Source organism: Pseudomonas sp. PS02288 (genome assembly GCF_029959715.1).
GTDB lineage: Bacteria > Pseudomonadota > Gammaproteobacteria > Pseudomonadales > Pseudomonadaceae > Pseudomonas_O > Pseudomonas_O kuykendallii.
The window spans coordinates 114,098-135,732 of sequence record NZ_JASCPA010000004.1; the positions used below are offsets into that span (position 1 = coordinate 114,098).

20 protein-coding genes are annotated in these 21,635 nt (G+C 66.6%); 8 read left to right on the forward strand and 12 right to left on the reverse strand.

Annotation, left to right across the window (positions count from 1 at the left end):
- Positions 1 to 102: 102 nt before the first annotated feature.
- The 8 genes from QMX85_RS03620 to QMX85_RS03655 form a co-directional block, all read right to left on the reverse strand.
- Positions 103 to 1,176, reverse strand: a complete 1,074-nt coding sequence (locus tag QMX85_RS03620; protein ID WP_282338843.1) for an ABC transporter ATP-binding protein — start codon at positions 1,174 to 1,176, stop codon at positions 103 to 105.
- The gene (locus tag QMX85_RS03625; RefSeq protein ID WP_282338844.1) at positions 1,173 to 1,961 is read right to left on the reverse strand and encodes an ABC transporter permease subunit; all 789 of its coding nucleotides are present in this window, start codon (positions 1,959 to 1,961) and stop codon (positions 1,173 to 1,175) included. Before QMX85_RS03625 ends, QMX85_RS03620 begins: the two co-directional genes overlap by 4 nt.
- Positions 1,958 to 2,851, reverse strand: coding sequence for an ABC transporter permease (locus tag QMX85_RS03630; RefSeq protein WP_282338845.1), 894 nt, complete (start codon positions 2,849 to 2,851; stop codon positions 1,958 to 1,960). Before QMX85_RS03630 ends, QMX85_RS03625 begins: the two co-directional genes overlap by 4 nt.
- A 64-nt stretch (positions 2,852 to 2,915) precedes the next feature.
- Entirely contained in the window at positions 2,916 to 4,034 is a 1,119-nt protein-coding gene (locus tag QMX85_RS03635) for an extracellular solute-binding protein (protein ID WP_282338846.1), read from the reverse strand.
- Positions 4,035 to 4,115: 81 nt separating this feature from the next.
- The gene (locus QMX85_RS03640; protein WP_282338847.1) at positions 4,116 to 5,912 is read right to left on the reverse strand and encodes a hydantoinase B/oxoprolinase family protein; all 1,797 of its coding nucleotides are present in this window, start codon (positions 5,910 to 5,912) and stop codon (positions 4,116 to 4,118) included.
- Between the two features lie 11 nt (positions 5,913 to 5,923).
- Positions 5,924 to 7,999 (reverse strand): hydantoinase/oxoprolinase family protein, encoded by a 2,076-nt coding sequence (locus tag QMX85_RS03645; protein ID WP_282338848.1) that lies wholly within the window; start codon positions 7,997 to 7,999, stop codon positions 5,924 to 5,926.
- A 149-nt stretch (positions 8,000 to 8,148) separates the two neighbouring features.
- Positions 8,149 to 8,520, reverse strand: a complete 372-nt coding sequence (locus tag QMX85_RS03650; protein ID WP_282338849.1) for a nuclear transport factor 2 family protein — start codon at positions 8,518 to 8,520, stop codon at positions 8,149 to 8,151.
- A complete protein-coding gene (locus QMX85_RS03655) occupies positions 8,517 to 9,839 on the reverse strand; it encodes an aminotransferase class III-fold pyridoxal phosphate-dependent enzyme (protein WP_282338850.1) in 1,323 nt (440 codons plus the stop codon). Before QMX85_RS03655 ends, QMX85_RS03650 begins: the two co-directional genes overlap by 4 nt.
- Before the next feature lie 280 nt (positions 9,840 to 10,119).
- Between QMX85_RS03655 and QMX85_RS03660 the strand changes: the two genes are divergently transcribed.
- From QMX85_RS03660 to QMX85_RS03690, 7 genes are all read left to right on the forward strand, one after another.
- On the forward strand, positions 10,120 to 10,797 hold the full coding sequence (locus QMX85_RS03660; protein WP_282338851.1) for a GntR family transcriptional regulator: 678 nt from the start codon (positions 10,120 to 10,122) through the stop codon (positions 10,795 to 10,797).
- Between the two features lie 62 nt (positions 10,798 to 10,859).
- Positions 10,860 to 11,540 carry a hypothetical protein gene (locus QMX85_RS03665; RefSeq protein ID WP_282338852.1) on the forward strand — a complete coding sequence of 227 codons (681 nt, stop codon included), beginning with the start codon at positions 10,860 to 10,862 and terminating at the stop codon, positions 11,538 to 11,540.
- A 195-nt stretch (positions 11,541 to 11,735) separates the two neighbouring features.
- Complete coding sequence (locus QMX85_RS03670) at positions 11,736 to 12,470, forward strand: FKBP-type peptidyl-prolyl cis-trans isomerase (protein ID WP_273229706.1); 735 nt, start codon at positions 11,736 to 11,738, stop codon at positions 12,468 to 12,470.
- A gap of 358 nt (positions 12,471 to 12,828) precedes the next feature.
- Entirely contained in the window at positions 12,829 to 13,269 is a 441-nt protein-coding gene (locus tag QMX85_RS03675) for a YkvA family protein (RefSeq protein WP_282338853.1), read from the forward strand.
- Between the two features lie 98 nt (positions 13,270 to 13,367).
- Positions 13,368 to 13,691, forward strand: coding sequence for a helix-turn-helix transcriptional regulator (locus QMX85_RS03680; protein ID WP_282338854.1), 324 nt, complete (start codon positions 13,368 to 13,370; stop codon positions 13,689 to 13,691).
- Complete coding sequence (locus QMX85_RS03685; protein ID WP_282338856.1) at positions 13,688 to 14,053, forward strand: hypothetical protein; 366 nt, start codon at positions 13,688 to 13,690, stop codon at positions 14,051 to 14,053. The genes QMX85_RS03680 and QMX85_RS03685 overlap by 4 nt, the downstream gene beginning before the upstream one ends.
- Entirely contained in the window at positions 14,053 to 14,520 is a 468-nt protein-coding gene (locus QMX85_RS03690; RefSeq protein ID WP_282338857.1) for a sel1 repeat family protein, read from the forward strand. The genes QMX85_RS03685 and QMX85_RS03690 overlap by 1 nt, the downstream gene beginning before the upstream one ends.
- Positions 14,521 to 14,632: 112 nt before the next feature.
- Here the strand turns inward: QMX85_RS03690 and QMX85_RS03695 are convergent, their stop codons facing one another.
- Together QMX85_RS03695 and QMX85_RS03700 are read right to left on the reverse strand one after the other, a co-directional pair.
- Entirely contained in the window at positions 14,633 to 16,387 is a 1,755-nt protein-coding gene (locus tag QMX85_RS03695) for a bifunctional diguanylate cyclase/phosphodiesterase (protein WP_282338858.1), read from the reverse strand.
- 90 nt (positions 16,388 to 16,477) lie between these two features.
- A complete protein-coding gene (locus QMX85_RS03700) occupies positions 16,478 to 18,562 on the reverse strand; it encodes a carboxy terminal-processing peptidase (protein WP_282338859.1) in 2,085 nt (694 codons plus the stop codon).
- A gap of 124 nt (positions 18,563 to 18,686) precedes the next feature.
- Here QMX85_RS03700 and QMX85_RS03705 point away from each other — a divergent pair, with 124 nt between their 5' ends.
- Positions 18,687 to 19,649 carry an NAD(P)H-quinone oxidoreductase gene (locus QMX85_RS03705; protein WP_282338861.1) on the forward strand — a complete coding sequence of 321 codons (963 nt, stop codon included), beginning with the start codon at positions 18,687 to 18,689 and terminating at the stop codon, positions 19,647 to 19,649.
- 54 nt (positions 19,650 to 19,703) lie between these two features.
- Here the strand turns inward: QMX85_RS03705 and lpcA are convergent, their stop codons facing one another.
- A complete protein-coding gene (lpcA, locus tag QMX85_RS03710) occupies positions 19,704 to 20,288 on the reverse strand; it encodes a D-sedoheptulose 7-phosphate isomerase (protein ID WP_282338862.1) in 585 nt (194 codons plus the stop codon).
- Between the two features lie 8 nt (positions 20,289 to 20,296).
- Positions 20,297 to 21,586 carry a M18 family aminopeptidase gene (locus tag QMX85_RS03715; RefSeq protein WP_282338863.1) on the reverse strand — a complete coding sequence of 430 codons (1,290 nt, stop codon included), beginning with the start codon at positions 21,584 to 21,586 and terminating at the stop codon, positions 20,297 to 20,299.
- Positions 21,587 to 21,635: the final 49 nt, after the last annotated feature.

Here is a 21,635-nt window from a genome sequence, read left to right on the forward strand (position 1 = left end):
TTTCGTGGAGCTACGGGCGATCCGTGCGGCGCGGCTAAACCCACCCTACGGCTCCAGGCCGGATAGGGTGGGCTTCAGCCCACCAACCAAACCCCGATCACGTCAGCCGATCACTACCGGCCCGTCGTGTTCCAGCGTGCAGTCCACCTGCTCGCCAGGAACGAAGCGCGGCAGGCCGAGGGCGACGGATTCCAGCGTGGTGCCGGCGACGTCCATCCGGTAACGGGTGACCTCGCTGCTGTTCAGGACCTCGGCGATGCGTGCGCCGCGCCATACCGGCGCCGTCAGCTCACCGGGGCGGGCGATGCGCAGCTGTTCCGGACGGATCAGCACGCGTACCTGGCTGGACGCGGCGGGCACGCGGCAGCGCGCGCGGAACTGCCCGCCGAGGGCTTCGCACTCCAGCCCGGCGGCATCGCTGGCCAGGCAGCGGGCGTCGAGCAGGCTGCCGGCGCCGAGGAAGGTGGCAACGAATTCGGTGCGCGGCCAGCGGTACAGCTCGCCCGGCGCATCGATCTGCTCCAGCCGTCCGGCCTGCATGATGGCCACCCGGTCGGCCATGGCGAAGGCTTCTTCCTGGTCGTGGGTGACCAGCAGCGCGGTCATCTTCAGCTCGCGCAGCAGGCCGGCGAGTTCGCGCTGCAGGCGTTGGCGGATCTGCCGGTCGAGCGCACCGAGGGGTTCGTCGAGCAGCAGCACGGCGGGTTGCACGGCCAGCGCGCGGGCGGTGGCGACGCGCTGCTTCTGCCCGCCGGAGAGCTGCGTCACCGCGCGTTCGGCGAATTCGGCGAGGCCCACCAGTTCGAGCATCCGCAGCGCCGCGGCGCGGGTCTCGGCCTTGCCCAGGCCCTTCATGCGCAGGCCGAAGCCGATGTTTTCCAGCACGTTCAGGTGCGGGAACAGCGCGTAGTCCTGGAACACCGTGGCGGCGTCGATGCGGTCCGGTGGCAGCCCGGCGATGGAGCGCCCGGCGATGCGGATGTCGCCGCCGTCGAGGCCGAGGCGGCCGCTGACCATGCCCAGCAGGGTGGTCTTGCCGGAACCGGACGGGCCGAGAATGGCGACGATCTCGCCGTGGCCGACCTCCAGGCTGACGCGGTCCACCGCCAGGGTGGCGCCGTAGGTCTTGCTCACTGCATCGATGACCAGGTCGCGGGGGGAGTCGGGCGGGGTCATGCGCGTCCTCGGATGAGTTTGAGAGCGAAGGGCAGGATCATCCCGGCGACCAGCAGCACACAGCCGACGGCCAGCGCGGAGTAGGCCAGCACGCTGGGCGGCAGGCCGTTGCGCGCCATCGAGTAGATCAGCATCGGCAGGGTGTTGAAGCCGCGCCCGGTGAAGAAGGCGATCGCCCATTCGTTGAACGACAGCAGGAAGGCCAGCAGCAGCCCGGAGCGGATGCTCGGCCAGAGGATCGGCAGGGTCACGTGGCGCAACATCTGCCGCTGGCTGGCGCCGAGGTCGCGGGCGGCTTCGTCGAGACGCTCGTCGTAGCGCAGCAACTGCGCCATCACCATCAGCGCGACGAAGGGCGAGGTGTAGAGCGTGTGGCCGATGATCACCGTGGGGTAGCCGAGCGGCAGGCCGAGTTCGACGAAGGCCACCTGCAGGCCGGCTGCGAGCACCAGCACCGGCACCACCAGCGGGAGGAAACCGAACGCCACCCAGAGGCGCTTGAAGCGCGCCTGAGCGCGCACCACGAAGAAGGCGAACAGCGTGCCGAGCAGCGTCGCCAGCAGCGCCACCAGCGTGGCGATACCCAGCGAGGCGAGCAGCGAGGCGCCGATGCGCGGGTCGGCGACCAGCGCGGTGTACCACTTGCCGGTGAAGCCGGTGATCGGGAAGGCGTAGAACGGCAGCGGATTGAAGCTGAAGGCGATCACCGTGACGATCGGCACCAGCGCGTAGATCAGCATCGCCAGGGTGCACAGCAGCAGGAACGGGTGGCGCGGGCGCTTCATCGTCCGCCGCCCGTGCCGAGGCTCAGGCCGACGCGTCCGCAGGCGCGGGCGAAGAGTGCCAGCAGCGCCGCCAGCAGGCCGACGGCAAGCCCGCCGGCGACGATCAGCAGTACCGTCAGCGCGCTGCCCAGCGGCCAGTTCAGCGCGTGGAAGAACTGGTCGCGGATTTCCGTGGTGGTCAGCCGGCCGGAGGTGCCGCCGAGCATTTCCGGTTCCAGCACGGTGCTCAGGGTCGGTACGAACACCAGCACCGCGCCGACGCACAGGCCAGGCGCCGCCAGCGGCATGACGATGCGCCAGAAGGTTGCGCTGGCCGAGGCGCCGAGGTCGCGCGCCGCCACCAGGTAGCGGTCGTCGATGCTCCTTATCGCCAGGAACAGGGTGAACAGCATGAACGGGAAGCTGTTGTAGGTCATCGCCGCGATCACCGCCGGGCGCCCGTAGAGCAGCGCCATGATCGGCGCGTCGAGCAGGCCGCTGCTGGTCAGCGCCGTGTTGATCAGGCCCTTCACGCCGAGGATGCCGCGCCAGGACACGGTGCGGATCAACGGCCCGACCAGGAAGGTCACGGTCACCAGCATCAGCACCAGCGCCTGCAACCGCGTCGAACGCACGCCCTTGGCGAGGTAGTAGGCCACCGGCAGCGCGATCAGCGTGGCCAGCAGCACGACGCCGAGTGCCACGCCGAGGGTGCGCGCCAGCACCTGCGGGCGGCCGGACGCCAGATCGAGAATCCCGCGGTAGTTGTCCAGGGTCGGGAACGCCGCCGTCGAACCGTTGCCCGGCGACAGCGAAAGCAGCAGCAGGCCGGCGATGGGCAGCACGAAGAATGTCAGCAGCAGGAGCAGCCAGGGGCCGCCGGTGATCAGCGGGTAACGGGAAAAGCGCACGCGGCCTCCGAAGGTACGTCCACCCACGCCCCGCCGTCCGGGAGAACGGCGGGGCGTATCGGTATCAGGCGTTGAGTACCTTGTCCCACACCGCCTGATAGCCGGCGGGATTGGTCGGTGAGGTCCACCAGACGGCGTTCTTCAGGAAGGCGTCCGGCTTGGCCAGGTCGAGGGAATCGACCAGTTTGCCATCCATCGTGGCGATCGCCGCGGTGGAGGTGGTGCGGTAGCCGATGTCCTTGCCGATCATCGCGCCGTACTGCTCGCCGAGCAGGTAGTCGATGAAGGCCAGGCAGGCGGCCTCGCTCTCGGCGTTGGCGTCCTTGGTCAGGAAGGCCGCGTCGTACCAGGCCAGCTCGCCCTGTTTCGGGTGCGTCCAGCGCACGTCGACGTCGTACTTGCGGATTTCCAGCAGCGGCTGCCAGCCCCAGCACACCGCGACTTCGCCGGTGGCCATGAGGTTCTTCAGGTCGCCGATGTCGTTCCAGTACGAGCGCACCAGCGGTTTCTGCTTGATCAGCACCTCGGCGACGGCGTCGAGCTGGTCCTTGTCCATGGCGAACGGGGTCTTGATGCCAAGGTAGAGCGCGGCCACCACCACGCTCTCGAACAGGCCGTTGGGCATGGCGATGCGCCCGGCGAATTCCTTGTCGAAGAGGATCGCCAGATCGTCGACCTCCTGGCCAACGATGCCGTGGTTGTAGACCATCGAGTCGGTGCCCCAGGCGTAGGGCACGCCGTAGGTCTTGCCGTCGTAGATCATCCCGGCGGCCTTGTCGAAGCCGGGGATCAGCTTCGACCAGTTTTTCAGCCTGGCCGTGTCGATCGGCTTGAGCACGCCGGCGTCATAGGTGATCTGCGCGTGGTAGGAACCGTCGGTGAGCAGTTCGACGCCGGCGCCGCCGGATTGCAGCTTGGTGATGATTTCCGATGGGTCGGCGAACAGGCTGGTCTGCACCTCGATGCCGCTGGCCTTGAGGAAGGGCGCGAGGAACTCGGGCCGCGCGTAGTCGGCGTTGGTGCCCCAGGTGAAGCGTTTCGCCGCCGCCTGTGTGCGGCCGGAGAGCAACGGACCTCCGAGCAGACCGGCGGCGCCGGCGATGCCCAGCAGTTTAAGCATGTCGCGCCGCGAACGGGCGCCATTGAAGAGGTCGTGGGTCAAGCGATCTGATGCATCCGTCATCTTCTTTCCTCTGCGTTGCTCGATTTACCCGCCTGTCCGCGCGGGATGCCTGCTGATGACACCACGGACACGGCCTCGCGCTCAACCGTTGCCGCGTTGCGCGCGCAGGGCTTGCCGCCGGACGGTGGTGGCCGTCGCGTCGACGGCGAGGTCGAGGCCCTCCAGCGAGCCGCTGAACACCACGCCGTAGAGCTCGAAGGCGCGCGACGGGGTTTCCCAGCGCTCCAGCACGTCGTGCAGCACGCGGCGCGGTTCGCGCTCCAGCGGGTCGCCATAGCCGCCGCCGGAGCAGTCGATGCCGCGGATCAGCTCGCCCTTGTGCAGCGTCAGCGCGACCACGTTGGGCAGCTTGCTCTGGCTGCCGTCGGCGCGGATGTGCCAGGCCGCGGCGGCGATGGCATCGCCGCCACCGCGCACGCCCCGCGGCGGGCTGAGCTGGCCGTCGCAGGGGAACATCACCGTCAGCGGCGCCTCGGTGGGGCCATAGGCCATGTCGCCGCCCGGCGCGCCGCGGAACTTGCCGGCGCCGCCGGAGCCGGGGATCAGGCGGATGTGGCTGAACTCGATGGGGTGCTTGAGCTCGTCGATCTCCACCGAGTCGCGGTACATCAGCCCGCAGTCCACCGGCAGGCCCCAGGTCAGCCAGCCGTCGGCGTGGGCGCTGGCGGGGCCGCCGTTGATGGCGATGATCAACTGGTTGACGTAGGCCTCGTTGCCCTGGCGCGGATCGTCGCCGGAGACCACCGCCAGGCCCACGCCCATGCCCAGGCCTCCCTCGGCGACGCCGTAGCCGTCGCCGAGCTGGGCGAAGGCCGCGCCGGCGCAGTTCACCAGGCGGTCCGCGACGTTGGTGGTGGCCACCGAACAACTGTGCGGGAACGCCGGGCGGCCGATCACCTTGCCTTCGCCGAGCAGCATGCGCACGCGGCGAAAGGCCCCGGAGTTCTTCGGGATGTCCGCCGGCAGCGAGTTGAACAGGCCGGTGAGCGAGGCGGAAATGGTGCAGGCCTCGCTGACGTTGAAGCCGCAGGGCAGGTTGTCGATGTTGTCGCGCATGTCCAGGGTGACCATCGCCGCTTCGGGGTCGACCTCGATTTCCAGCTTGATCGGAATCCCCTCGGGGACGATGCCCTCCACCGGGTCGTGGCCGCCGGTGTTCACCAGCCGCGCCCTGGGCAACCGGCGGATGGCCTGGGCCATGCGCTGCTCTGAGTAGTCCAGCCAGTCGCGGATGAAGGTCTTGATGCGCTCCTTGCCGTACTTCTCGCACAGCTCCTTGAGCCGCCGCTCGCCGATCCGCGCGGCGCCGAGGCTGGCGAGGAAGTCGCCGTACCACTGGCCGGGCACGCGGATTCGGCTCTGGCACATGCGCACGATGTCCTGGTTCATCTGGTAGTCGCGTTGCACGCGCACCGCCGGGAAGATCAGCGCGCCTTCCTCGTACACGTCCTTCGCCGAGGCGTGGTAGGTGGTCGGTTGCGAGTTGCCGATGTCCGCCTGGTGCGCCTTGGCGACCACGGTGAAGAGGTGTTCGCCCTCGACGAACACCGGCACCAGGATGGTGTGGTCGGCCGGGTGGGTGTTGCCGGTGTACGGGTCGTTGTGCAGGAAGGCGTCGCCCTCGGCGAGGTCCGGGTGGAACTCGCACATGGTGCGGGTTTGCAGGTGCGCGCCGAAGCTGTGGATCGGCAGCCCGTCGGCGCAGGCCAGCAGCTGATTGTCGGCGGTGCACAGGCCGCAGCTGAAGTCGCGCGCGCTGTTGATCACCGCCGAGCGCGCGGCGCGCAGCAGGGTGTTGGTCATCTCGCGGACGATGCCGTCGATGCGGTTGGCGATCACCGCGGTGAGTACCGGGTTGATGGCTTGCTTCTGGTCCATTCCGGGCGCCCTCACTGGTAGCTCAGGATGTAGTTGCCGGCGTCGCTGACGCGCGCCGACATGCCCGGATAGACCACCAGCGTGGTGGTTGGCTCCTCGATGATCGCCGGGCCCTGCACGCGGTGGCCGGGAAGCAGGTCGGCACCGGCATGGATCGGCGTTTCGATGCTTACCCCGGCGTCGAAGTGGCAGGTCCGGTAGGCGGCCACCGGCGCATCCTCGCCTTGCGCCGCGCGGGCGAGGCTCTGCACCAGCGGCGAGGAGAGGGCGACGGTCAGGCGCGCCTTCCAGTTGATGCATTCCACGGCGCTGGCGCGGTCGTCGATGGCGAATACCCGCTGGTGGACCTGGTGGAAGGCTTCGACCAGCCGTTCGACGTCCGCCGCATCCTCGATACGGCTGAACGGCAGCGGCGTATCCAGCTCCCAGATCTGGCCGAAGTAACGCGCCTCGACGAAGAACTCGAGGCTCGCCTTGTCGCGTGCCTGTGCGCCGAGGCCTTCGAGAAAGCCCAGCAGGCGCCGTTCGAGTTCGCCCAGGGTGCGGTTCACCGCGGCGTGGTCGAAGCGGTTCGAGGTGGTCACCAGGCTCGCGGTTTCCTCCTTGAGGATGTCGGCGAACTGCATGCCGGCGGCGGACAGCGCCGAAGCCGCCTTGGGCAGCACCACGCGTTCGCATTCCAGCTCGCGGGCGATCGGCAGGATGTTGATGCCAGCCGCGCCACCGCCGGCGACCAGGGTGCTTTCGTTCGGATTGACACCCTCGGCGATGGTGATTTCGCGGATCGCCTTGATCATCAGCTCGCTGGCCAGGCTGATGATGTCGTAGGCGGTCTGCTCGATGCTGGCGCCGAAACGCTCGGCCAGCGGCGCGAGGGCACGGCGCGCGGCCGCCACGTCGAGGCGCATGCGCCCGCCGAGGAAGGCCTCGGCATTGAAGTAGCCGAGCACGCAGGCGGCGTCCGACACCGTCGGCAACTCGCCGCCGCGGCCGTAGCAGGCCGGGCCGGGATCGGAGCCGGCGCTCTGCGGGCCGACGCGCATCAGGCCGCCCTCGTCGCACCAGGCGATGGAGCCGCCGCCGGCGCCGACCGAGCGGATGTCCACCGAGGAAATGCCCAGCAGGTGACCGCTCCACAGGCCGCCGAGCCAGGTGTCGCGGCTGTAGGTGAGGTTGCCGTCGCGGACCAGGCCGACGTCGAAGGTGGTGCCGCCGGTGTCGCAGACGATGGCGTTGCTGCCGAGGTCTTCCAGGCGCGTGTAGGCGGCCGCGGCGACCGGCGCCATGGCCGGGCCGGATTTCACCGTGTGGATCGGCGCCTCGATCAGCTCGGCGACGTTCATGCAGCCGCCCAGCGTGGTCGAGACGAGGATGTCGTTGGCGTAACCGGCCGCGCGCAGGTCGCGCTCCAGCCCGCTCAGGTGCTGCTGCATCAGCGGCTTGAGCGAGGCGTCGATGCTGGTGGCCGAGGCCCGGCGGTACTCGCGGATCACCGGCAGGATGCGGTGCGAAAGGGTGTAGGGCACGCCGGGCAGCAGTTCGTCGAGGAGCGCGGCGAGGCGCTGTTCATGCGCCGGATTGGCGATCGACCAGAGCAGGCACACGGCGACCGCCTCGAAATCGTGCCGCGCCAATTGGCCGATCACCTCGCGCGCCTGCGCCTCGTCGAATTCGCGCGACACGCTGCCATCGGCGCGGATGCGCTCGCGCACCTCGAAGGTGTAGCGGCGCGGGACGTAGGGCTCGGGGTAGTCGCGGCTGAAGTCGTGGGGATTGAGCTTGCCGCCCTCGCGCAGCACGAGGATGTCGGGGAAACCTTCGGTGACCAGCAACGCGGTCTTCGCCACGCGCTGGGTGACGATGGCGTTGGTCGCCCGCGTGGTCCCGTAGATGAACAGATCGGTCGCGCCGAGCAGCGCCTCGACGCCCAGCCCCAGTTGTTCGGCGGCGACGCCGAGGGCCTCGCGCATGCCGTCGAAGATGCGCGCATGGGTGGTGAGTGCCTTGCCAATGGTGTAGCCACCGCTGCTGTCGGTCACCACCACGTCGGTGAAGGTGCCGCCGGTATCCACGGAAATCCTGTACATGCTCGTGATCCCTCCGAGTCCGTTGACGTAGTCGCTGCCATGACGAGGAATGCAGTATCGCGCAAAACAGGGCCGTCTCCGCAGCCTGGCGAAGCAGGCGCCGAACGGTATCGCCGTTTCCGGCGGGAAGGTATCGATGGGGAAAGCGGTCAGGCCGCTTCGTAGTGCCAGACCTTGGAGACGATCTTCCAGGTGTCGCCGAGGAAGATCAGTGTCATGTCGTCGACGAAGCTCTGCGGCAGGTAGAGGTCGCGCACGCGCACGTGGGCGGTGGTCGGCGTCGGCATTTCCAGGCTGATGATCTCGTCGACGCGCGGATCGTTGCGCTGCGCGGGTGCCTCCCGACGGGTCAGTCGTTCGAGGTACAGCGGCAGGTCGAGCATGATGAATTCGTCGTCCGTGGACGAGAACAGCCGCGCCTCGGCGTGGAAGATCTCGTTGAACCAGTCCGAACGGCCGAAATACAGCGCATCGAAGTAGCGCTGGATGACCTTTAGCAGTTCGCTCTTGGGTGTGCTCATGCGATCGCTCCATTGATGCATTGCTCGACGGCCGCCTCATGCGGCAGTTCCAGGCCGTAATCCAGTGCGGCCAGCAGGGTTTCCAGTTCGCTGTCGGAAATGATCAGCGCGGGCGCGAGGAACAGGGAGGTCTGTTCCCCGCTGGTGCCGATCAGGACACCGGCCTCCAGCGCGCGCTCGGCGACGCGCGAGGCGAGGGTGGGCTCCAGGGTGTCGGCCCGCCAGTCGCGCCAATCCGGGCCGTGCAGCTCGATGGTCCAGTGCAGACCACGGCCGTCGACACGGGCGACGATCGGATGGCGGGCGGCGATTTCGCCGAGGCGGCGCTTCATCACCTGTTCCAGATGCGCGGTTCGCTCGAGCAGCTTTTCGCGCACCACCACGCGCAAATAGGCGCGTACCGCGGCGACCATGCTCGGATGGGCGCGGAAGGTGCTGTAGCTCTGCCAGGACTTGTCTTTCAGCCGCTCCATCACGTCCTTCGAGAGCACCACCGCACCGGCCGGCGCTGCGCCACCGGCCAGCGGCTTGCCGAGGGTGACGATGTCCGGGCGGCTGTCGCCGCCCTGGAAGGCGAACCAGCGCCCGCTGCGGCCCAGGCCGGTCACCACTTCGTCGGCGATCCACAGGCAGCCGGCCGCGCGGGCCATCGCCGCCATGCGGTCCTGATAGTCTGCGTCGTGATAGATGCCGCCCTGGGTGTAGTCGATGATCATCGCCGCGCTGTCGGCCAGCTGCGCCGGAACGCCGGCGAGGCGCGTCTCCAGCGACGGCACACAGACATCGCCGCCGTAGCTGGCGCCGATCGGCGCGGGCAACTGGTGAACCGCTACGCGCCAGGGCGTCGCCCGGGTGCCGCCATGATGCGAGGCGAGGCCGCCATGCCAGTGCGGCTGCAGAGTGGCGTCGCGGGACAGACCGGTGAGGCCGTGATAGGCGCGCTCACGGGTGGCGAACGGCGCCCTCCCGCTGAGCACCTGGGCAAGCGACAGCGCCTGATCGTTGGCCTCGCTGCCGCTGAGGAAGAAGCGCACGCCGCCGACCCAGTCGTGTTCGCCGGCGAAGGCGATATCGACCAGCTCATCCGCTGCGGCTTCACGCTCGCCCCAGGCCCAGCCTTCGCTGACCACCGGGGCACTGGCGGCCCTGCGCAGGGCGTCCTGCATGTCCGGATAGGCATGGCCGAGCGGGCCGCCGGTGCTGCTGCCATCGATGACCCGACGGCCGTCCGCGAGGAAGAAGTACACCCCTTCGCCGCCAACGATGCGGAAGCTCGGCTCTTCGCCGGCGTTCAGCCCTGTCTGGATCAACCTGCCCATGCCCGTGCCTTCCTCGGGATCGGTATATGGACATAGCATTTCATGTCGACTGTATATTGTCGACAATCTTTTTATATCCTGCTATCATTGCCCTCCATCAAGCCCGCCCTGGCTTTTCGTAAAGCCGCATCCTAGAGCCTTCACGGCGGCGTTCGGGCGTTTCCGACGGAGGTCGGAGTGAGCTATCTCCTCCCTTGTGTTAGGGTCTTTTTAATCGTTACCTCGCCGGCCGGAGAATCCGATGGCTTCCTTTGAATCACCCGAAAGATCCGACAGCGCCATGCCGCTGCATCGAACGCGCATGGCCGACCTGGCCTACGAGCGTATCCGGGAGCTGATAATCGTCGGGGACCTGCCCATCGGCTCGCGCTTGATCGAGACCCAGCTGGCGCAGGAGTTCGGCACCAGCCGGGCGCCGGTTCGCGAGGCCATCCGCCGCCTGGTGGAAGACGGCCTGATCGAGGAGCGGCCGCACCACGGCGCCACCGTCAAGGTGCTCGACGCCGCGGCGATCATCGACCTCTATAACGTGCGCCTCGCCCTGGAGACCATGACCATTCGCCTGGCGACGCTGCGCGGCATGTCCACCGACCGCCTGCGTGAACTGGTCGCGTTGATGGATGAGGCGGCGCAGAAGGGCGACACCATGCTGGTGGCGCGGCACGAGCTGGATTTCCATGCGGAGATTTGCCAGCACAGTGGCAATCAGCTGGCCATCGAACTGTTCCGCAGCCTCGGTGGTCGCCTGCTGATGGCCGTCGCCCTGGACAACACCTCACAGCAGGACCTGCTGGGTGTCGCCGCCGAGCACGAGCCCCTGCTGGCCGCCATCGAGTCCGGCGACGACCGTCGCGCCGCCGAGGAGATGCGTCTGCACATCCTTTCCACGGTCGGCGACCTGCTGGCACGGCTCGACGGCAATCCGCTGGATCTGCTCGACTACCCGCAAAACGCCTGATCGATCTCGACTTTGCCCGCGGCGCGCCGGATCATGCCGGCCCCGCATCGCCAGAGTACGCCATGAAACGCTTCGTCCTCCTCGATACCACGCCGATCCCCGACAACGGCGGCGCCCTCTGCCTGTTCGAGTACGGCGAAGACTTCGTGATCAAGTTCGAGGGTGGCCGCGGCAATCAGTTGATGAACACGCGCATGCACGGCTCGGAGGATGCGCTGGCGGAAATCCCCTGCAAACGCGTGGCCGGCCGGCCCCAGGTGCGCGTGCTGATCGGCGGCCTGGGCATGGGCTTCACCCTGGCCGCGGCGCTGCGGCACCTGGGCAAGGACGCGGAGGTGCAAGTGGCCGAGCTGGTGCCGGGCGTCATCGAATGGAACCACGGTCCGCTCGGCGAAAAGTCCGGCTATCCGCTGCGCGATCCGCGCGCCAGGGTGCTCAACGACGACGTCGCGGTGATCCTCAAGGCCGGGCCCGGCGCCTTCGACGCCGTCATGCTGGACGTAGATAACGGTCCCGAGGGGCTCACGCAGAAATCCAACAGTTGGCTGTACTCGATGGAGGGCCTGCGCACCTGCGCGAAGGCGCTGCGCAAAGGCGGCGTGCTCGCCGTATGGTCGGCCAGCGCCGACCGGCAGTTCTCCGAGCGTCTCTCCAGGGCGGGATTCAAGGCCGAAGAGGTGCAGGTATTCGCCCACGGCAACCGTGGCCCGCGCCATACGATCTGGATCGCCGGCAAGCTCTGATCACTCGTCCCGTTCGCCCTGCGGCAACCCGCCATGTGGCGATTTTACTGGGCTCGCGGCGCTGGAAATTCCTTTTTGCGTACGCGAACTTATCGCCTTTTTCGGCCTCCTATCGCGGTAGCCAGTGATCGCGACGGCCTGCTAAGCTCGCGCCTTCACTCGATTGCCCACTACGGCGCAGGTTAAGGAAATAGCATGAGACAACATCGGTTGGCGGCAGCGATGGCCCTGGTAGGTCTGGTTCTGGCCGGCTGCGACTCGCAGACCAGCGTGAAACTGGAAACGCCGGCTCAGAAGGCCTCCTACGGCATCGGCCTGAACATGGGCAAAAGCCTGGCTCAGGAAGGCATGGACGATCTGGACTCCAAAGCCGTCGCCCAGGGCATCGAAGATGCCATCGGCAAGAAAGAGCCGCGCCTGAAGGACGAAGAGCTGATCGAAGCCTTCGCTTCCCTGCAGAAACGCGCCGAGGAGCGCATGAAGACGGTTGGCGAAGAAAACGCCAAGGCCGGCAAGAAATTCCTCGAAGACAACGGCAAGCGCGAAGGTGTGACCACCACCGCGTCGGGCCTGCAGTACGAAGTGCTGAAGAAGGCGGACGGCGCCCAGCCCAAGCCGACCGACGTCGTCACCGTTCATTACGAAGGCAAGCTGATCGACGGCAAGGTCTTCGACAGCTCCATCGAGCGCGGTACCCCGATCGATCTGCCGGTCAACGGCGTGATTCCGGGTTGGGTCGAAGGTCTGCAACTGATGCACGTTGGCGAGAAGTTCAAGCTCTACATCCCCAGCGAACTCGCTTACGGCGCCCAGAGCCCGAGCCCGATGATTCCGGCCAACTCGGTGCTGGTGTTCGAGCTGGAACTGCTGGCGATCAAGGACCCTAACCAGGCTCCGAGCGACGCCGAGCAGCCCGCCGAATCCAAGTAACCCCCGCGTTACCGACCAACGCCCCGTTCTGCGGGGCGTTGTCGTTTCCGGGGTAACGAACCGTCACTCGACCGGGCAGTCTGAACAGGTACGGAACGAGGCGGCTGTTACGGTTATGCACACTGCCTTAAGGAATACAAGCGGAGCGTCGAGAACGCCTTCGCACTTTTCCAGTGCGATCGCAACTTACTGATTTTATTGATATTTTATTGCTGTTTAAAAATTGCTCGATCTGAGCGGAAGCCGCATGAGGCGGGCTTTTGGCCCAGCCATCCATAATCTGTTCACATAGTTATCCACAGCTTTTGTGGGTAACCGCAGCCAGCCCAGCGGGCACGCGGTCTGCCGAGGAGTCAGGATGAAAATGCCGTTGAATCTTGCACGCTACCTGCCCATCGCCGAGCGCATTCTGGTGCGTGGCCGCCTACCTGCGTTGCTGCTGGCGGTGGCTCGCAAAGGCGCGCGGAAGGACAGGCGAAAGGGTGGCCTGACGGACGACCTGCGAGTGCTTCAGTCGCTTGCGCTGGCCTACTGGCGTGGCGAGTACCGCGCGGTCAGTCGGCAGGCGCTGCTCGCCTCGGTGGCGGCGCTGGCTTACTTTCTGTCGCCGCTGGATCTGATTCCGGATTTTCTCATCGGGGTCGGCCTGCTGGACGACTTCGCCGTGCTCGCTTGGGTCACCCGCACCTGGAGCAAGGAGCTCGACGCGTTCCGCCTGTGGCGCGATACTCAGTCTCCCTCCCGGCGAGCGGAGCTGGAACGGCTGCCATCGCCCGAGGAAATCCCCCGGGAACGATGAGCTGTCGCCAATCGTCCCGGCCGCCCTCAGTCAGTGTCGAAACCGCTTCCGCTCGCCGCCTGTTAAGATCGTCGCTGATCTTCATAGGGGGAGCGCCCATGAGTGTGCAAGTGATCAGCCGTGACGGCGAGGCGGAATACGCCGTCGTGCCGTGGGCCGAATACCAGGCGTTGCTCGCCGCTGCCGGACGGCCCAGCGAGCAGATCGCGGTCTCGGAATCCGGGGATGGCCTCGCGCAGCTTTCCAGCCGACGTGAGGCGCTCGGGCTGAGTCGTGAGCAACTGGCGCGTCAGGTCGGCATCAGCCCGTCCTACCTCGAGTTGATCGAGCGCGGCGAGCGCGAGCCGGACGCCGCGATCCGCCGCTCCCTTGCGTTCGTGCTGAGCAAGGCCGCGCAGGAGCAAGAGGCTCCCGCGCCGTGAGCGTGCGCATCTCCCAGCAGCACTGGCAGGCATTGATCGCCGAACTGGCGGATGCGCGTCGACAGCGCCACCTGGTGACCTACCGCGCGCTGGTCGAGCGTCTGCAACTGCCGACTCCGGCGCTGCAGACCCTGACCGCCGCGCTCGAACACCTGGCGGCGCTCGACGCCAAGGCGGAGCGCCCGCTGCGCAGCGCGCTGGTGATCAGCCAGGGCGCCAGCCGTCTTCCACGCCCGGGGTTCTTCGACTGCGCGGTGCGCCTGGGGCGTTTCAGCGGTCCGTGTGACGGTGTCGCCGCGGCCTCCTGGCATGCGGCGGAAGTCGCCCGTGTTTTTGACTTCGACTACCCGGAGGGCAACTGATGTTGTGGAAACTGCGCGCCAGGGCGGGCTACTGGCTCGCCCGGCAACTGCTGGGCTGGCGCTGGTGGGTGGCGCAGCCGCGCGCCTGGCACTGGATGGAAGGGCAGTACGCGCGGATGGCCAATCTGGGCGATCGTCAGGCGCAGAGCTTCTACGGGCACCTGTTGCTGTTCCGTGGCCAGGGCCTGGGGGCGCGCGAGGAGGGCTTGAGGCTGCTCGATCTGGCCGCCCGCGCCGGTGACGCGAAGGCGGCCTATCAACTCGGCATGAGCAGCCTGGCCGGTTCCACGCAGCAGCCGCCCGACGGCCGGGAGGCCGCGCGCTGGTGGACCCTGGCTGCCGAGAATGGTCACCCGCTGGCGGCGCACCGGCTCGCCGAACTCTATCGGCAGGGTGGAGAAGGGCAGCCCGCCGACTCCGACCTGGCCGGGCGCTACGCGGACCGCGCGGGCGAACTCGGACTCTGAGTCTTTCTCGGTGTTTCGTGGAATGCGTAAGGCCGCGTTCGCCATTCAGGCCTCTCGTTCCGCTTCTTCCATCCGCTTCCTCGCTCCGACTCGTTCGAGACGGGCCCTCGCGTTACCCCGCCAGCGGCAGGGTATCGATGACTTCCAGGCTGTAGCCCGGCACCGCCTTGGCCATGCGCTTGGCTTCGGAGGCGAGGTCGGCGAGCTGGGTGGCGTCGAGGCGTGAGCAGGCTTCCGGGCGCAGGTGAACGATGCCGATGGAGAGCGACAGTAGTGGAAACTCCTGGCGCTTGCCTTGGCGGTCGTGGGCGACGAAACAGCCGGCCTGCAGGTGTTCCTCCCGGTAGAAACGCCGGCACTGGCTCTGGAAGTCCTCGAGCAACTGCTGCAGGCGCAGACGCCAGTCCGCCGAACCCAGCACCAGTAGGAAATCGTCGCCGCCGATATGGCCGACGAAGTCGCGCATCGGATCGACCCGTTCGCACAGGCACTGCGCCAGGCAAAGCAGCACCTCGTCGCCACGGGCGTAGCCGTAGAGATCGTTGAAGGGCTTGAAGCTGTCGATGTCGACATAGCAGATCACGGCCTCGCGCTCCTGCTGCAGCAGGCGCGTCAGGCATTGCTGGATCGGCACGTTACCCGGCAGCAGGGTCAGCGGGTTGGCGTGACGGGCCTGCTGGATCTTCTGTTCTGTGATCAGCTTGAGCACGTCGATCACCCGGCCAAGCCCGCGGTACTCGCCGTCCTCGGTGATGATGAAATCCTCCTCGATGCGTTGCCGCGCGCGACTGGTGAGCAGCCGGCTCACCTGCTGCAACGACTGGCGCAGGTCGACGCTGAGGAAGTCGTCACCCATCAGCCGGCTGATCGGCTTGCGCGCGAACAGGTCGGTGGCGAAGGGCTTGAGCAGGGCGTCCGAGAGGGAATGGCGGTGCACGATGCCGACCGGATGGCGCGCTCCATCGAGTACCGCCAACGAGTTCAGGTTGGCCTGCAGGCGAAACGCCTCGAGCACCTCACCGATGGTGGTTTCCTGATCGACCGCCTGTTGTTCGATCAGCAGGGTGGCGAGCGCCTCTTCCTCTTCGGCGCTCAGCGCGGCCCCGAGTCTCGGCAGCAGCACACGGGCGTCGCGCGACGGGTTTTCCTGCGGCCGGGCGAGCAGGTAGCCCTGCACCAGGTCGACCCCCATCTCGGCCAGCACGCTCAGTTCCTCGATCAGCTCGATGCCTTCGGCGATCACCTGGGCGCGGGAAACTTTCGCCATCTTCAGGATGGATTCGACGAACTCGCGCTTCACCGCATCCTGGTGAATCCCGTCGATGAAGTGACGGTCGATCTTCACGTAGTCCGGGCGCAATTCCGACCACAGGCGCAGGCTCGAATAACCGGCGCCCAGGTCGTCCAGGGCGATCGAGAAACCCATGGCGCGGTAGTGGTGCAGGGCCGTCTGGAGCAGCGCGTAGTCCTCGATGGGCGCCTGCTCGGTGAGTTCGATCACCACCTGGCTCGGCGGTATTCCCAGGCTTTGCAGCAGCTTCAGAGTGCGTCCGGGCTGATGTGCCGGCTCGAGCAGTGATTCGGGGGAGACGTTGAGGAACAGCTTGCCTTCGAGCTGCAGGTCGCGGAAGGCCTGGCAGGCGGTCCTGCGCGCCAGCTGTTCCAGTTCGCTCAGGCGGCCGGCATGGCGGGCTGCGGCGAACAGCGTGAGAGGCGAATGCAGCGGGCTGTTGGAGGGGCCCCGGCTCAGTGCTTCGTAGCCGAGGATGCGCCGTTCGGACAGGCAGACAATCGGCTGAAAGAGGCTGTGCAGATCGCCCTGAGCGAGGATCAGGCCCAGTGCGCTGGCTTGCTCGGTGACGGGCATTGTAGGTCTCGAATACCGAAATGAAAAAGGGCCGGCTTTCACGCCGGCCCCTCCATTTCACGACACTCGTGTTACCGCCGTATTACAGGCTCAGTCCTTCTTCGCCACGGCAGTGTTCAGGCCGAGGTAGTCGAGGAGAATCTGCCCGGTTTCCTGCAGGTAGGCGTCGTCTTCCGGCTTGGTCTTGTCGTCCGGGCTGGGAACGGCGTCCTCGTCCTCTTGCTTGAGCTCCTTCAGCGGCTCCTCACCCTTGGCCTTGCGGCGGGTATTTTCCAGCGCCAGCTGCTCGCCCTCGACCTTGGTCTGCTCGGCGCGACGCTTGGTTTCGTTGAGGCTGACGGTCTTCTCGTCCATCAGGTGCTGGGCCAGCTTGAAGCGTTCCTGGGTGAAGACGAAGTCGGGGTTTTTCGCGGCTCGGGCTTCGTGGCGCGCGCGCAGTTCGGCGAGGAACGGCGCGAACGGATCGCGCTCGGCACTGATCGCCGGGCGGATGCTGTCCCACGGCATGGCTTCGGGCAGCGAGCTTTCGCCGATCTCGTGGGTGTTCACCACTGGCGGGAAGTCGACATCCGGCAACACGCCCTGATGCTGCGTGCTCTGGCCGGAAACCCGGTAGAACTTCGCCAGCGTCAGCTTCAGCTCGCCGTGGTTGAGCGGCTGGATGGTCTGTACGGTGCCTTTGCCGAAGGTCTGCCCGCCGATGATCAGCGCACGATGGTAGTCCTGCATGGCGCCGGCGAAGATTTCCGAGGCTGAGGCGGACAGCCGGTTGACCAGCACGGCCATCGGCCCGGTGTAGTAGGCGCCGGGGTTCTCGTCGGCGAGCACGTCGACGCGCCCGTCGGCGTTGCGCACCAGCACGGTCGGCCCCTTCTCGATGAACAGGCCGGTGAGGTCGGTGGCTTCCTGCAGCGAGCCACCGCCGTTGTTGCGCAGGTCGATGACCACGCCGTCGACCTTCTCCTGCTGCAGTTCGCCGAGCAGCTTCTTCACGTCGCGGGTGGTGCTCTTGTAGTCCGGATCACCGGCGCGATAGGCCTTGAAGTCGAGGTAGAAGGCTGGCAGCTCGATGACGCCGAGCTTGTACTCGCGCCCGGCGTGCTCGAGTTTCAGGACGCTTTTCTTCGCCGCCTGTTCTTCCAGCTTGACTGCCTCGCGAGTGATCGACACCACCTTGCTGGTCTGGTCGTTCGGCCCGTTGCTCGCCGGAATCACCTCCAGGCGAACCTTGGAGCCCTTCGGTCCGCGGATCAGTTTTACCACTTCGTCGAGACGCCAGCCGATCACGTCGACCATCTCGTCGTCACCCTGGGCGACGCCGATGATCTTGTCCGCCGGAGAAATCTGCTTGCTCTTTTCCGCCGGGCCGGCCGGCACCAGGCGCACGACCTTGACGTTGTCGTTGTCGTTCTGCAGCACGGCGCCGATCCCTTCGAGGGAAAGGCTCATGTTGATGTCGAAGTTTTCCGCGTTGTCCGGCGAGAGGTAGTTGGTGTGCGGGTCGTAGGTCTGCGCGAAGGCGTTGATGTAGGCCGAGAACACGTCTTCGCCACGGGTCTGGTCCAGGCGCGCGAGCTGGTTGCGATAGCGCTTGGTGAGCAGCTCCTGGATCGCCTTGGGCTCCTTGTGGGCCAGCTTCAGGCGCAGGACTTCGTCCTTGACGCGCTTGCGCCAGAGGTCGTCCAGTTCCGCGGTGTTCTTCGCCCAGGGGGCCTTTTCGCGATCGATCAACAGGTCTTCGTCGATGCTGAAGTCGATGTTATCGACGCCCTTGTCGAGCATCGCCAGGGCGAAATTGAGGCGTTCCTCGAGGCGATCCAGGTAGCGTTGATAGATGGCGAAGCCCGGGTCCAGGTTGCCACTCTTCAGGAAATCGTCGAATTGCGTGCGCCACTTATCGAACTCGGCGATATCGCCGGCGGTGAAGTAGCTGCGCGCCGGATCGAGGGCTTTCAGGTAACCCTCGTAGATCTTCACCGAGCGCTCGTCGTTGAGCGGTGGCTTGTTGTAGTGATGACGCTTGAGCAGTTCCACCACGTTCAGGCTGGCGATCACCTGCTCGCGATCCGGCTGCAACGCATCCCAACTGTGGGAAGCGGTTGTCTTGGCCCACAGCGGCAGCGCGCTGAAACCTATCAATAAGGCAAGGGTGGTGCGGGTAAGGGTTCGCTTCATGCTGATTCGACGTGTGGGCAAGTGATGACGCATATTAGGTCGTCAATACGGGCGCCGGTTCAATCGAACCGGGCATAACGCCGGAGCCGGTTGCCGGCTCGGTTGAAGCCACTATGGAGGCAGCGTGAAGGCATTGCAAGGCATCGACGGGAACCTGGAGTGGGCCGAACGCGCCGCTCTGGAATGTGACGTGGGGCAGATCCGCATTCGTGTGGCGGCTGCCGGACTCAACCGCGCGGACCTGCTTCAACAGGCCGGGCACTATCCACCGCCACCGGGGGCCAGCGACGTCATCGGCCTGGAGTGCGCCGGGGTGATCAGCGAAGTGGGCGCCGGCAGTTCATGGAAAGTCGGCGATCGCGTCTGTGCGTTGCTGGCCGGCGGCGGCATGGCCGAGGAGGTGGTGATCGACGGTCGCCACGCGCTGCCGGTTCCGGAAGGCATGAGCTTGCTCGAGGCGGCGGTGCTGCCGGAGGTGTACGCCACCGCCTGGCTCAACCTGTTCAAGCTAGCCGCGGTGCAGCCCGGCGAGAAGGTGTTGATCCACGCGGGCGCCAGCGGCGTCGGTTCGGCGGCGATCCAGCTGTGCAAGGCGTTCGGCAATCCGTGCTGGGTGAGCGTCGGCTCGCCCGAGCGTCTGGAGCACTGCGAAGCGTTGGGTGCGCAGGGTGGCGCGCTGCGCCATGACGGCTTGGACAACCTGCGCGATTTCGGGCCCTACAACGCCATCCTCGATCCGGTGGGCGGGGGTTACGCCGCACTGAACCTCGACCTCATCGCGCTCGACGGGCGCTGGGTGACGATCGGCATGATGGGCGGGCGCAAGGCCGAGATGGATTTCGCCAAGCTGCTGGCCAAGCGCGTCCAGCTGATCGGCTCGACCCTGCGCAACCGCGACGACGACTACAAGGCCGAGCTGTTGCTCGACCTGCAGCAGCACGTCTGGCCGCTGTTCGCCGAAGGTCGCCTGAGTCCCGAGCTGGCGCGCAGCTACCCGATTGCCGACGCCACAGCCGCTTACGCCGAGCTGGCGGGCAATACGGTCAACGGCAAGTTGGCGCTGGTGATCGACGCCAGCCTGGACTGACCGGTACAGGCCCGGATTCTCCGGGCCGTTCGGCCACGTCCGGCCCGCGGGAACTCAGTAGTTCTGCGGGCATAGCTTGCGTTCTATCAGCTCGATGAGGATGTGCAGGACCTTGATGTGCAGCTCCTGCACGCGGTCGGCATAGTCGCCGCCCGGGGCGCAGATGCACACGTCGGCGATGTCTTCGAGCGCCGAGCCCGGCTTGCCGGTCAATGCCACCACTTTCACCCCGAGCTTCCGCGCGGCTTCGGCGGCCTTGAGCACGTTCGGGCTCTTGCCGCTGGTGCTGATGGCGATCAGCACGTCGCCGGCGCGGCCGTGGGACTCGATGTAGCGCGAGAAGATGTAGTCGTAGCCGAAATCGTTGGCCACGCAGCTGATGTGGCTGGCGTCGCTGATCGACACCGCGGCGATGCCCGGGCGGTTGTTGCGATAGCGCCCGGTGAGTTCTTCGGCGAAATGCATGGCGTCGCACATCGAGCCGCCGTTGCCGCAGGAAAACGCCTTGCCCTTGTTCTCGAAGCTTTCCACCAGCAACTGCGCGGCGCGCTCGATGCCGTGCAGCGCCTGGTCGTTGGCGATGAAGCGATCCAGTGCGGTGCGGGCTTCTTCGAGGCTGTAGCGGATATGTTCGATCATCAGGGTTCTCAAGGAAGATCGTGGCTGGAATAGAAGGCGCCGAGCACTTTCACCAGATGGGCGAGGTCGTGGCTGCCGGCCAGCTCGCGGATCGAGTGCATGGCGAAGGTCGGCAGACCGATGTCCACCGTGCGCACCCCGAGGTGGCCGGCGACGATCGGGCCGATGGTCGAGCCGCAGCCCATGTCGCTGCGTACCACGAAGCTCTGCACCGGCACTTCGTTTTCCAGGCACAGGTGGCGGAAATAGCCGGCGGTTTCGCTGTTGGTGGCGTAGCGCTGGTTGCTGTTGATCTTGATCACCGGGCCGGCGTTGAGCTTCGGCCCGTGGTTGGCGTCGTGGCGATCGGCGTAGTTCGGGTGCACGCCGTGAGCGTTGTCGGCGGAAACCAGCAGGGATTTCTGGATGCTGCGGACGAAGCGCTCGCCGTCCGGCAACAGCCGGCGCAGGGTCTGTTCCAGCATCGGGCCGTCGGCGCCACAGGCCGAGCAGGAACCGACTTCCTCGTGATCGGTGCATACCAGTACGCAGCTTTCCTCGCCCTCGGCCGCCAGCAATGCCTGCAGGCCGGCGTAGCAGGAGAGCAGGTTGTCCAGTCGCGCCCCGGCGATGAAATCGCCGTTGAGGCCGACGACGGCGGCGCCCTGGGTGTCGTAGAAGCTCAGCTCGTAGTCGAGCACGGCGTCGGCGCTGATGCCGTGTTCCTCGCTCAGCTGGTCGGCGAGCAGGGCGCGGAAATCCACCGATTCGTCGCCGGCGACTTGGGCGAGGATCGGCGGCAGTTCGTTCTGCGCATTGATCGCCCAGCCTTCGTTGGCGGTGCGGTTGAGGTGGATCGCCAGGTTCGGAATCACCGCCAGCGGCACCTTGAAGTCGATCAGCTGGCTTTCCACCTTGCCGGCCAGGCGGAAGGTGACGCGCCCGGCCAGCGACAGGTCGCGGTCGAACCAGGGCGCCAGGAGGGCGCCGCCGTAGACTTCGACGCCGAGCTGGAGAAATCCCTGGCGTTGCAGCTCGGGATTCGGCTTGACCCGCAGGCAGGGGCTGTCGGTGTGCGCGCCGACCAGGCGCAGGCCGCCGTCTTCCGGGGACTGTTTGCCGAGGCGGATGGCGATGATCGAGGAGTCGTTACGGGTCACGTAGTAGCGACCGCCGGCTTCGGTGTGCCAGGTCTCGCGCTCGTCGAGGCGGTGGAAACCGGCGGCTTCCAGGTGCTTGATCAGGCTGGCGGTAGCGTGGAAAGGCGTGGGCGAGGCCTTGAGAAAATCGATCAGACCCTGGTTCAGCTGTTCGCGCATAACGGACTCCAGACGGCAATGTCGCCGAGTTTATCGTATTTGCGCGGCC

Coding starts and splice junctions, on each gene's coding strand:
- QMX85_RS03620 (WP_282338843.1), bottom strand. CDS start 1,176: ATGACCCCGCCCGACTCCCCCCGCGACCTGGTCATCGATGCAGTGAGC.
- QMX85_RS03625 (WP_282338844.1), bottom strand. CDS start 1,961: ATGAAGCGCCCGCGCCACCCGTTCCTGCTGCTGTGCACCCTGGCGATG.
- QMX85_RS03635 (WP_282338846.1), bottom strand. CDS start 4,034: ATGACGGATGCATCAGATCGCTTGACCCACGACCTCTTCAATGGCGCC.
- QMX85_RS03640 (WP_282338847.1), bottom strand. CDS start 5,912: ATGGACCAGAAGCAAGCCATCAACCCGGTACTCACCGCGGTGATCGCC.
- QMX85_RS03645 (WP_282338848.1), bottom strand. CDS start 7,999: ATGTACAGGATTTCCGTGGATACCGGCGGCACCTTCACCGACGTGGTG.
- QMX85_RS03650 (WP_282338849.1), bottom strand. CDS start 8,520: ATGAGCACACCCAAGAGCGAACTGCTAAAGGTCATCCAGCGCTACTTC.
- QMX85_RS03655 (WP_282338850.1), bottom strand. CDS start 9,839: ATGGGCAGGTTGATCCAGACAGGGCTGAACGCCGGCGAAGAGCCGAGC.
- QMX85_RS03660 (WP_282338851.1), top strand. CDS start 10,120: ATGCCGCTGCATCGAACGCGCATGGCCGACCTGGCCTACGAGCGTATC.
- QMX85_RS03665 (WP_282338852.1), top strand. CDS start 10,860: ATGAAACGCTTCGTCCTCCTCGATACCACGCCGATCCCCGACAACGGC.
- QMX85_RS03670 (WP_273229706.1), top strand. CDS start 11,736: ATGAGACAACATCGGTTGGCGGCAGCGATGGCCCTGGTAGGTCTGGTT.
- QMX85_RS03675 (WP_282338853.1), top strand. CDS start 12,829: ATGAAAATGCCGTTGAATCTTGCACGCTACCTGCCCATCGCCGAGCGC.
- QMX85_RS03680 (WP_282338854.1), top strand. CDS start 13,368: ATGAGTGTGCAAGTGATCAGCCGTGACGGCGAGGCGGAATACGCCGTC.
- QMX85_RS03690 (WP_282338857.1), top strand. CDS start 14,053: ATGTTGTGGAAACTGCGCGCCAGGGCGGGCTACTGGCTCGCCCGGCAA.
- QMX85_RS03695 (WP_282338858.1), bottom strand. CDS start 16,387: ATGCCCGTCACCGAGCAAGCCAGCGCACTGGGCCTGATCCTCGCTCAG.
- QMX85_RS03700 (WP_282338859.1), bottom strand. CDS start 18,562: ATGAAGCGAACCCTTACCCGCACCACCCTTGCCTTATTGATAGGTTTC.
- lpcA (WP_282338862.1), bottom strand. CDS start 20,288: ATGATCGAACATATCCGCTACAGCCTCGAAGAAGCCCGCACCGCACTG.
- QMX85_RS03715 (WP_282338863.1), bottom strand. CDS start 21,586: ATGCGCGAACAGCTGAACCAGGGTCTGATCGATTTTCTCAAGGCCTCG.